Below are 9,403 nucleotides of genomic sequence, written 5' to 3'. Positions count from 1 at the left end.
GGGCGGGGCAGGCGGAGCCTGCCCCCATCACCTGCCCAGGGGCCGCAGAGGCTCCAAAGTCAAGGGTGGACGAAGTCCATCGCGAAGCGACGCCGAAGGCGCCCTTGACTTTGGAGGGGCGGCCCCGTACGCAAGCGCCACCCCACCACCCGAACACCTTTTTCTCCGGTCCCTCGAACACCTGAACAGCGGAACACGTCACACCCTCGCTCCGGCCATTCACCTCACCCGCAGCGCGCAGTCGAGCATCACAGCACCACATCCCCGGATCCCTATGCCTTTGCGTCGCTACGCCGCATACCGCCAGGAACTCTCCGCGCACCACCACAGTGCCGCCCACGACCGACCCACTCAACGTCAACGACACACACCCCGCCCACGCGCACCCCGACGACCCGCACCTCAACGACGCGCGTCTCAACGACGCGCGTCTCGACGAGATGGCAGCCGATGGCGTGCGTCTCGGTCCTGGCCGTCCGCAGCGCGAGCGACCGCCCCCTCCGTGACGCCCGGCTTCCGGCTGTATCTCGACTTTGCGGTGGATGCGCTCCCTCGCGACCGCGACGGACGACTCCACCAGGCTCGCGATCCGCCCGCTCCGCGTCGCGTATCGGCAGAGCCGCCGCGTCCTGGCCACGCCGCCTGCCCTGCCACGCCGCCCCGCGCCGGGCCACGCCGCCACGCCACGCACGCCCTGCCAGGTCGTGCCACCACGGCGGGCGGGGTGGGTGTTAGAGGGGCCAGAGAAGTACGGTTTTGTTGGTGGAGGCGGCGAGGATTTTGCCGTCGGGGGTGAAGGCGACGGATGCGCCGCCGGCTCCGGTGCGGGTGGTGGTGCGCTTGGCCACGTCCCACAGGCGGGTGGTGTTGTCCGAGCTGGTGCTGGCCAGTGTCTTGCCGTCGGGTCCGAAGGCCACCGAGGTGACGGTGCTCGCGTGGCCGGTGAGGGTGGCGACACCGGTTCTGGTGGTCGTGTCCCATAGGCGGACGGTGCTGTCGGTACTGCCGCTGGCCAAGGTCCTGCCGTCCGGGCTGAACGTCACCGAGCCGACCGCTTGCGTATGGCCAGCGAGGGTGCCGATGGGCTTCCAGCCGGGCACGCTCCACAAGCGGATGCTGTGGTCGCCGGTGCCGACCCCGTTGTCGTGCCCGCTGGCCAGGATCTTGCCGTCGGGGCTGAACGCCAGCGCGCTGACGGTCTGGGCCTGTGGCCTGATCGTGGCGATGTGGGCGCGGGTGCGCAGGTTCCAGATGCGGATGGTCTCGTCGACGCTGCCGGTGGCGAGGGTCTTCCCGTCCGGGCTCAGCGCCATCGCGAAGACCGCTTTCTCATGGCCGGTGAGGGCGCCGATCCGGGCGTGGGTCCGCACGTCCCACAGCAGCACGAGGTCGTCGCCTCCGGCGGCGAGCGTCCTGCCGTCGGGGGTGAAGGCCAGCTGGCCGGCTCCTTCCCGGAAGCCTCGCAAGGTCGCGATCTCGGTGCCGGTGGAGGTCCTCCACAGCCGGACGGTCTTGTCCTCGTCGCCGGTGGCCAGGATCCGGCCGTCCGGGCTGAACGTCATGCAGTCGACGACGCCGCTGTGGCCGGAGAGAGCCCGTCCGTTCCCGAGGGGCTGCGGACGGGCGGGCGTCGGGCCGGTGGACGTGGCGCCGTGTCCGGCGCGGCACGCTTCGGACAGCATCAGGGCGGCTGTTCCCATGCCGGCGACCAGGACGCTGCGGCGCCGGATGGGCCGCCCCGCGCTTGTGTCCGGTCGAGAGGGCGACGCATCCGTCATGACAGCGTTCCTTTCGGGGATCGGCACGGATCCGCGCCGGATGGCCGGGCGGTCATCCGGTCTGGCGGTGCCTGGGGGGTACCGTCCGGGGCTGATCCCGAACGGTTGGTAGTAGCGCACCGCGTCCGCTTTTGTCTAGGGCGCGGCGTCCGGAGCCGTCGTTGGTCGTGTCGCATGGACCGACCGCAGTACGACGAGGGTGCAGGTTGTACCGGCGACACCGGCCCCGCAGATCACGGCGTACGGGGGTGCCAGCGCGGCGACGGCACCTCCGGCGATCATGCCGGCGCCTTGGGAGGTCATGAGCCCGGCGCCCAGCAGGGACATGGCGCGGCCCCGCATCCGCTCGGGTACGGCTTGCAGGAACCACTGGTCCATGCCGAGCGCGTAGGCGGCGCACAGGCCGGTGAGGAACAGGAGAGCGACGGCGAGCGGCAGCGATGGGCGGAAGGCGAAGGCCGCCATCGGCAGCATCGACGCGCCCGCGAGCGGCAGGGCGATGTGCTCGCGGGCGGCCGCTCCGAGCAGCGCACCGGCCAGCACCTCGCCCACTGCGGTTCCGGCGGGCATCGCGGCCAGGAACAGGCCGAAGCCGACCGAACCCGCACGGGCGGCGTCCGCGAACGGCGCGGCGGTCCCTTCCGCGACGACGAAGAACATCGGCGGCATCCACCACATCAGGAGGAGGGCGCGGATCCGGGGGACGGCGAAGAGCCGCCGGGCGGAGGTGATCGAGTCTCGCATCATCCCGCCGTGCCCCGATGCGGGAGCCGGACGGTCGCGGGCGCCCATCCGTATCAGCAGCGCGGACCCGAGAAAGGTGCAGACGGTCACGTAAAGGGCGGTGCGCGGTGACATCCACACCAGCACCAGCCCGCCGAGGCCGTAACCGATGATCTGCGAACTCTGCGAGACGATCCGCACCAGCGACCGTCCCAGGGCATAGGCGTCTCCCGGCAGGATGCTCGCCAGGCTCGCCGCGCGCGTCCCGGTGAACAGCGGCGACATCATCGACACCGCGAACCGGAGGGCGAACAGCAGCGCGAGCGGGGTCACCGGAACGGCCATGGCGAGCACGCAGGCAGCCGACAGCAGGTCGCAGGCGACGAGCACGCGCCGGGCCGGGTACCGGTCGGCGATGCCGGACAGGAGGATCCCGCTGAGGGCGTAGGGCAGCAGGCCGAGGGCGAAGACGAGTGCCGTCAGCAGCGCCGAGCCGGTGCGCCGGAACACGAGAGCGGCCAGGGACACTTCGGCGAAGACGCCGCCCAGGCCGGAGAGCACATGGGCTGCGAATATCGCCCGGAACTCCTTGTTGGCGAACACCGGACCGTAGCCGGCTTCGGCTCTCGTCCTGTTCCGCCGGGAAGCGGTGGGGGCTGACATATGGGCGGTCTCTCATTTCGACGTGGACGGGGAGGTCGCTCGTCCGAGCGGACGCCGGGCCCGAAGACGGCCTGGTCACCGAAGCGGCCGGCCGGGTCTTCGGGCCCGACGCGACGATCCCGGTAGGCGATCCGGCCCGGGATCGGCCCGTCTCAGTTCTCGCTTAGCCGGGGAACCAGGTCATGGTGTTCCACCTCCTCGCCGCACGACATTCCGCCAATTCCGGGAGGGCGTTCAGAAGTGCCCCCGGATATAGGGACCCGTCGCCTTCCGGAAATCCGTCGGGGCCCGGCACGCCGTGGCGGTGATCCGCATCACTCACGCCCGAGGCCGCATCACTCACGCCCGAGGCCGCATCACTCACGCCCGAGGCCGCATCGCTCACGCCCGACGCCGCATCGCTCACGCCCGAGGCGGCCGTCGCGAAGCCCGTCTCGCGGGGGACGGGGATGGGCCGCTCGGGGGAGGCGGGCGGTGCGGCGGGGGCGGGAGCGTGGGGGCATCGCGAGATCAGGAGGAAGCGGTGTCCCGGAAATTCACGATCAAGGCCGCGGTGGTGGCGGCGCTCGTCGCCCTCATCGCGGGGGCGATGCTTGCCACGGGGTCCGGTGAGCCGGCCGCGCACGCGCTCGGGGCCGTCCGATGACCGCCGTGGACGCGGTCGCGCCGGGCGCGGCGGCGACGCGGGGGCCGGTGCCGCGCTGGGCGGACTGGGCGGCGCAGGCGACGATGTGGTGCGCGCTGCCGTCCGGGATCTGGCGGATCCTGTTCGCTCTGGGCCTGCCGGCGGGGTTCACGGGGTCGCAGGATCCGGCGAACGGGCCGTGGTTCACGCTGCCGTACGTGATCGCGCTGACGGCCCTGTCCGAGACGCTCGCGTTCCTCAGCCTCGGGCTCGTCCGGCCGTGGGGCGAGGTGTGGCCGCGCTGGGTGCCGGTCCTGCGCGGCCGCCGGATCCGTCCGCTCGCGGCGATCGTCCCGGCGGCGCTCGGCTCGGTCGCGCTGATCTGCCTGTGGACGCCGCTGGCCTTCGGCTTCTCGGACGGCGACCCGGAGATGCCGCACGGCGCGAAGGCCGCCATCCTGTACGCCTGCTACCTGCCGCTGGTGGCGTGGGGGCCGCTGCTGGCGGCGGTTACGGTGGCCTACGCGGTCCGCCGGCGCCGACACGGATGACGGGCTCCCATTCGTCCAAGACCGCCGCGTCCCGGGCGCATAGCGTCGTGCCGGAGACCGCAACTTCACTGGAGCCGCTAGAGATGACCGTTCGCCGCGTCGTGCCCAATGTCCGTTCCGATGCCGCCGGGAAGAACCGCGAGTTCTACGGCCTGCTCGGGTTCGAGGAGGTCATGGACCTCGGGTGGGTCATGACGCTCGCCTCCCCGGACGTCCCGACCGCGCAGATCAATGTCATGACCGCGGACAGGTCGGCACCGGTCGATCCGGACATCAGCGTCGAGGTGGACGACGTCGACGCGGCCTATGCGGCGATGCGGGAGCGGGGCGCGGAGATCGTGCATCCGCTGCAGGACGAGGAGTGGGGCGTGCGGCGGTTCTTCGTCCGCGACCCGGACGGCCGCGTGATCAACGTCGTCACGCACCGCTGACGCCGGGGCCCTTGCGGCGCTGGTAGTGGCGGGCGACGCGGACTCGGTTGCCGCAGCGGGCGGCCGAGCACCAGCGGCGGCGCGGGTGGGCGGGCAGGAACAGCAGGACGCAGTCGTCGGCCTCGCACTGCCGGATCCTGGTGACGGACGGGTCGGCGAGGAGGTCGGCGGCGGCCTCGGCGAGCCGTCCGGCGAGCTGCGCGCCGGGCGGGCCGGTGCGCCGGCGAACACCGGTGACCGCGATGCCGTCCCAGGTCAGCTCGGTGATGGCGGGCGCGGCGCGCTGGGCGTCGTTGAGCGCGGCCAGGTCCGCGGCGGCGGGACGTTCGCCGTGCCGGGCCCGTTCGATGGCCTTGGCCGCGTGGTCCCGTACAGCCCGCACGGCACGTACGTCATGTATGTCGAGGAGACCCGGGTCCGGGAGCCGGTCGGCCTGGAGGAGGAGCCAGGCGCGCAGGTCGTCGGGGGTGGCGAGCAGGTCGCCGGCCGCGGTGCGGGTGTTGACGAGGTCGAGGGCGAGGGGTTCGCCGGTCAGCGGGACGACGTCGCTCATGCTCCTAATGCTACATCCATGGTTTGACGCATTAGATCGTCAACGGCTATAACTAACGCATCTTCAGCGAAGGAAGGCGTTAGACATGACGGTCCCCACGGTCGCCCGGACGGTTCACCGGTACGTGGACGTCGGCGATGTCCGCGTCTTCTACCGGGAGTCGGTGCCCGAGCGCGCCGGCGCGCCCGCGCTGCTGCTCCTGCACGGCTTCCCGTCCGCGTCGCACCAGTTCAGGCGCCTGATCGACGTGCTGGGCACCCGGTACCGGCTCATCGCCCCCGACTACCCCGGCTTCGGGCGCACGCAGGCCCCGGACGGCTTCGCCTACTCGTTCGACCGCCTCGCCGACGTCACCGAGGGGTTCGTCGAACGGCTCGGGCTGTCCCGGTTCGTCATGTACGTCTTCGACTTCGGCGCGCCGGTCGGCTTCCGGCTCGCCGAGCGGCACCCGGAGTGGATCGCGGGCCTGATCGTCCAGAACGGCAACGCCTACACCGACGGCCTGTCGGACGCGGCGCGGGCGTTCATCGCGCTGCGTCCCGGCCAGGACGGCGCCGAGGAGACGATCCGCGGCCTGCTCACCCTCGAGGGGACGCGCGGCCAGTACGAGACGGGCGTCGCCGACCCCGAGGCGGTCGCGCCGGACGGCTGGACGCTCGACCAGCACTTCCTCGACCTGCCCGGGCGCAAGGAGGCGCAGGTCGCGCTGGCGTTCGACTACCGCTCCAACGTGGAGCGCTACGGCGCCTGGCAGGCGTGGCTGCGCGAGCACACCCCGCCGGCACTGATCGTCTGGGGCCGCAACGACCCGTTCTTCACCGAGCCGGGCGCGCGCGCCTACCTGCGCGACGTCCCGGACGCCGAGCTCCACGTCCTCGACACGGGCCACTTCGCCCTGGAGGACCGCCTGCCGGAGATCGCCCCGCTCGTCGCGGGCTTCCTCGACCGCGTCCAGGCGTAGCGCGGCGGTCAGTAGCGCGGCGGTCAGTAGCGCGGCGGTCAGTAGCGCGGCGGTCAGACGATGGGGCGGTCCTTCCTGATGCGGCGGCGGACGTCCCGCAGGTAGACGTTGAAGGGGAACGCGCGGAGGGGACGGGGCATGGCGCGGTTGGTGAGCGCCATCAGCCGGGCGAAGCGGTCGAAGCGGGCCTGGTCGCGGGGCGTCCACGCGTAGCCGAGCTCGTCGCGGAAGGGGGCCGGCAGGAACCCGAGGGTCAGGAAGCGGTGCAGCCGGCCGAGCGTCCAGCGCACGGGGGCGGGCAGGAAGCGCAGCTCGGTGAGGTCGCGGAGGTAGCCGCGGGTGACGTCGTCCATCTCGATCTTCTTGAGGGACTCGGTCCAGTACTCCTCGAAGGCGGCGCGGTCGGCGGGCCACATGTCCTCGGTCATCTGGAGGGTGGTGCCGAAGCGGGCGCCGTGCCGGTAGAGGGCGTCGACCTGCTCCTGGGTGGGGTCGCCGTAGAGCATCGTGTAGATCATCTCGGTGCCCCAGTAGAGGCACGCGGCGACCCAGAGCTGGAGGTCGCGGTCGAAGGCGTTGTAGGGGACGGGCTCCTTCGCGCGGACCTGCTTGTGGGCGCGGTTGACCTCGCGGCGCATGGCGAGGCGCTCGTCCTCGTCGCCGAGCATGGCGACGGCGATGTAGCTGAGGGTGGTGCGGGCGCGCTTGATGGGATGCTTGTCGACGCGGCCGCTGTCCACGGTGCTCTCGGCGACGCCGTGCCCGACGGGCAGGCGGGAGAGCTGCATGACGACGTTCGCTGCGGCGGCGGACAGGGCCATGCCGGAGATCGCGTCGAAGACTATCGTCGGGGGACGCTCCGTGGACGTGGCGGTCGCGGTCATCCGGTCCTCACTCCTGGTACAGAGAAGCGATTTCCGTATCACTGTGCCATCTGTAAGCAAGCGCTTGCAAGGGGCGCCCGGCGGACCGGGCACCCCGCGCCCGGTCGACCGGGCGCCCCGTGCCCGGTCACGCGTACGGATCCTCCCGCCGCAGCACCCGTCCCGCGAACTCCTTCAGCGAATCCAGCGCCCGCATGTACGGCACCGGGCCGAACGACACGCGCGCCGCCCCCGCCTCCGCGAGCTCGCCGAGCGACGACCCCGGGAAGCAGTTCACGTTCACCGGCCCCGGAATGCCCTTGACCAGCGTCGCGACCGCGTCCGGCGGCGCGGTGATCGGGTACACGCAGTCCGCGCCCGCCTCGATGTAGAGCCGGCCGCGGGCGATCGCGGCGTCCACCGGGTCCGCGAGCCCGGCGACGAACGTGTCGGCCCGCGCGTTGATCACCAGGGCGTCGCCCGCCGCGGCGCGCACCGCGGCCAGGTACTCCGCCTGCTTCTCCGGCTCGGCGAGGGTCCCCGCGTAGGTGTCCTCCAGGTTGCAGCCCGCCGCGCCGATCGCGAGCAGCCGCTCCACCAGCTCCTCCGGCGGCAGCCCGTACCCGGCCTCGGCGTCCACCGTCACCGGGACGGACGCGGCCCGGATCACCCGCCCGGCGGCGGCGAGCATCTCGTCCACCGGGGCGCCCTCGTGGTCGGGATAGCCGAGCATCGCGGAGACCGCGGCGCTCGCGGTCGCGAGCGCCGGATACCCGGCCTCCTGGACGATCTCGGCGCTCGCCGCGTCCCACACGTTCGGCAGCAGCAGCGGGTCGCCGGGACGGTGCAGGTCGCGCAGCCGGGCGGCGTTCTCGGACATCTGTCTCTCCTTCCGTCACGCGTTCGTTCACCAGGGGGACCGGATCGGGACGCATTACGTGACACATGCCCCTTCCGGCCCGTCCGGCACCTGGCGGGATGCGGTCACCCGCGACGCCGGGGGCTGGGCTAGCGTCGAGATGATCGAGTGGCCCGTGACACGAGGGAGTGCGCATGCTGCCGTGGTCCGCCGACTTCGCCGGACGCCTTGAGGAGCACACCGTCAGCAGCGAGCTGCTGCGCGGCAACCCGCTGAAGGACCCGCACGAACGCCCGCTGCTGGTGTACGTCCCGCCCGGCTACGACGACGAGCCGGACCGCCGCTACCCGTCCGTCTACGTGATCACCGGGTTCACCGGGCACGTCGGGATCTGGCGGAACCGGATGCCGTACCGGCAGCCGTTCCCCGAGACCGCCGACGCCGTGTTCGCCTCCGGCGAGGCCCCGCCCGCGATCGTCGTGTTCGTCGACGCGTGGACGGCGCACGGCGGCAGCCAGTTCGTCGACTCCCCCGGCACCGGCAGGTACCACTCCTACATCTGCGACGAGGTCGTCCCCTGGGTCGACGCCCGCTACCGCACGCTCGACGCGCCCGAGCACCGGGCGATCAGCGGCAAGTCCAGCGGCGGCTACGGCGCCATGATCACGCCGATGCTCCGCCCCGACCTGTTCGGCGCGCTCGCCACCCACGCCGGCGACGCCCTGTTCGAGTACTGCTACCTTCCCGAGTTCCCGAAATGCGTCCGCCACCTGCGGAAATACGACGGCGACATCACCCGCTGGTGGGACGATTTCAACGCGCGCGTCTCGTTCACCAAGCCCGAGGACATGGAGCTGCTGAACGTCCTCGGCATGGCCGTCTGCTACTCCGCCCGGGACGACGGCACGCCGGAACTGCCGTTCGACCCCGTCACCGGCGTCCTGCGCCCGGACATCTGGGACCGCTGGCTCGCCTGGGACCCCGTCCGGATGGTGCCGGACCACGCCGCCGCGATGCGCTCCCAGCGGGCGATCTGGATCGACGGCGGCACCCGCGACGAATGGTTCCTGGACATCGGCGCCGAGGCGTTCCACCGCGCGCTGCTGGACGCCGGGGTCTCCCCCGACGTGATCCGCTTCGAGCTGTTCGACGCGGGCCACGGCGGCATCGACTACCGGTACCCGCTCGCGCTCTCCTGGCTCTGCCGGCGCATCGCGCCCTGACGCCCGGCCCTCCCCGAAACGGCGTGCCCGCTCCTCCGGCGGGCACGCCGTTCGTGCTGGTCAGACTGGCTTTTCAGTGTTTTCAGAGGGCCCGTTCACAGGGATTGAAAATCCAGTGGCCCATGGATTCGTTGACACCGGCGGCCGCCCGCACGAGCCTTTGGGCTGTCCAC

10 protein-coding genes are annotated in these 9,403 nt (G+C 71.9%); 5 read left to right on the top strand and 5 right to left on the bottom strand.

Going from position 1 to position 9,403, the window contains the following annotated elements; genetic code table 11:
- Window positions 1–731: 731 nt before the first annotated feature.
- Together F9B16_RS45790 and F9B16_RS45785 are read right to left on the bottom strand one after the other, a co-directional pair.
- Entirely contained in the window at window positions 732–1,700 is a 969-nt protein-coding gene (locus F9B16_RS45790; RefSeq protein ID WP_192809328.1) for a WD40 repeat domain-containing protein, read from the bottom strand.
- Between the two features lie 213 nt (window positions 1,701–1,913).
- Window positions 1,914–3,104, bottom strand: a complete 1,191-nt coding sequence (locus tag F9B16_RS45785; RefSeq protein ID WP_225992531.1) for an MFS transporter — start codon at window positions 3,102–3,104, stop codon at window positions 1,914–1,916.
- A gap of 583 nt (window positions 3,105–3,687) precedes the next feature.
- Between F9B16_RS45785 and F9B16_RS53785 the strand changes: the two genes are divergently transcribed.
- From F9B16_RS53785 to F9B16_RS45775, 3 genes are all read left to right on the top strand, one after another.
- Window positions 3,688–3,810: a hypothetical protein gene (locus F9B16_RS53785; RefSeq protein ID WP_264159867.1), complete on the top strand. Its 123-nt coding sequence runs from the start codon at window positions 3,688–3,690 to the stop codon at window positions 3,808–3,810.
- Entirely contained in the window at window positions 3,807–4,340 is a 534-nt protein-coding gene (locus F9B16_RS45780; protein ID WP_151546548.1) for a hypothetical protein, read from the top strand. Before F9B16_RS53785 ends, F9B16_RS45780 begins: the two co-directional genes overlap by 4 nt.
- An 83-nt stretch (window positions 4,341–4,423) precedes the next feature.
- Window positions 4,424–4,771: a VOC family protein gene (locus tag F9B16_RS45775; RefSeq protein ID WP_151546547.1), complete on the top strand. Its 348-nt coding sequence runs from the start codon at window positions 4,424–4,426 to the stop codon at window positions 4,769–4,771.
- On the opposite strand, the gene F9B16_RS45770 is transcribed toward F9B16_RS45775, so the two are convergent.
- The gene (locus F9B16_RS45770) at window positions 4,758–5,324 is read right to left on the bottom strand and encodes a CGNR zinc finger domain-containing protein (protein ID WP_151546546.1); all 567 of its coding nucleotides are present in this window, start codon (window positions 5,322–5,324) and stop codon (window positions 4,758–4,760) included. The genes F9B16_RS45775 and F9B16_RS45770 overlap by 14 nt on opposite strands.
- 85 nt (window positions 5,325–5,409) lie before the next feature.
- Here F9B16_RS45770 and F9B16_RS45765 point away from each other — a divergent pair, with 85 nt between their 5' ends.
- Window positions 5,410–6,285 (top strand): alpha/beta fold hydrolase, encoded by an 876-nt coding sequence (locus F9B16_RS45765; RefSeq protein ID WP_151546545.1) that lies wholly within the window; start codon window positions 5,410–5,412, stop codon window positions 6,283–6,285.
- A 53-nt stretch (window positions 6,286–6,338) separates the two neighbouring features.
- On the opposite strand, the gene F9B16_RS45760 is transcribed toward F9B16_RS45765, so the two are convergent.
- Window positions 6,339–7,169: an oxygenase MpaB family protein gene (locus F9B16_RS45760; RefSeq protein ID WP_151546544.1), complete on the bottom strand. Its 831-nt coding sequence runs from the start codon at window positions 7,167–7,169 to the stop codon at window positions 6,339–6,341.
- A 127-nt stretch (window positions 7,170–7,296) separates the two neighbouring features.
- The gene (locus tag F9B16_RS45755) at window positions 7,297–8,028 is read right to left on the bottom strand and encodes an isocitrate lyase/PEP mutase family protein (RefSeq protein ID WP_151546543.1); all 732 of its coding nucleotides are present in this window, start codon (window positions 8,026–8,028) and stop codon (window positions 7,297–7,299) included.
- 173 nt (window positions 8,029–8,201) lie between these two features.
- On the opposite strand from F9B16_RS45755, the gene F9B16_RS45750 reads away from it, so the two are divergent.
- Complete coding sequence (locus tag F9B16_RS45750) at window positions 8,202–9,230, top strand: alpha/beta hydrolase (RefSeq protein WP_151546542.1); 1,029 nt, start codon at window positions 8,202–8,204, stop codon at window positions 9,228–9,230.
- The last annotated feature ends 173 nt before the right edge of the window (window positions 9,231–9,403 follow it).

The sequence above is a fragment of the Actinomadura montaniterrae genome (assembly GCF_008923365.1).
Lineage (GTDB): Bacteria > Actinomycetota > Actinomycetes > Streptosporangiales > Streptosporangiaceae > Spirillospora > Spirillospora montaniterrae.
This window is presented reverse-complemented; position numbering and strand designations above follow the sequence as displayed.

Excerpts from the sequence above, each read along its gene's own strand:
- F9B16_RS45770 (WP_151546546.1), bottom strand. The coding sequence starts at position 5,324 with ATGAGCGACGTCGTCCCGCTGACCGGCGAACCCCTCGCCCTCGACCTC.
- F9B16_RS45765 (WP_151546545.1), top strand. The coding sequence starts at position 5,410 with ATGACGGTCCCCACGGTCGCCCGGACGGTTCACCGGTACGTGGACGTC.
- F9B16_RS45790 (WP_192809328.1), bottom strand. The coding sequence starts at position 1,700 with ATGGGAACAGCCGCCCTGATGCTGTCCGAAGCGTGCCGCGCCGGACAC.
- F9B16_RS45750 (WP_151546542.1), top strand. The coding sequence starts at position 8,202 with ATGCTGCCGTGGTCCGCCGACTTCGCCGGACGCCTTGAGGAGCACACC.
- F9B16_RS45775 (WP_151546547.1), top strand. The coding sequence starts at position 4,424 with ATGACCGTTCGCCGCGTCGTGCCCAATGTCCGTTCCGATGCCGCCGGG.
- F9B16_RS45760 (WP_151546544.1), bottom strand. The coding sequence starts at position 7,169 with ATGACCGCGACCGCCACGTCCACGGAGCGTCCCCCGACGATAGTCTTC.
- F9B16_RS45755 (WP_151546543.1), bottom strand. The coding sequence starts at position 8,028 with ATGTCCGAGAACGCCGCCCGGCTGCGCGACCTGCACCGTCCCGGCGAC.
- F9B16_RS45780 (WP_151546548.1), top strand. The coding sequence starts at position 3,807 with ATGACCGCCGTGGACGCGGTCGCGCCGGGCGCGGCGGCGACGCGGGGG.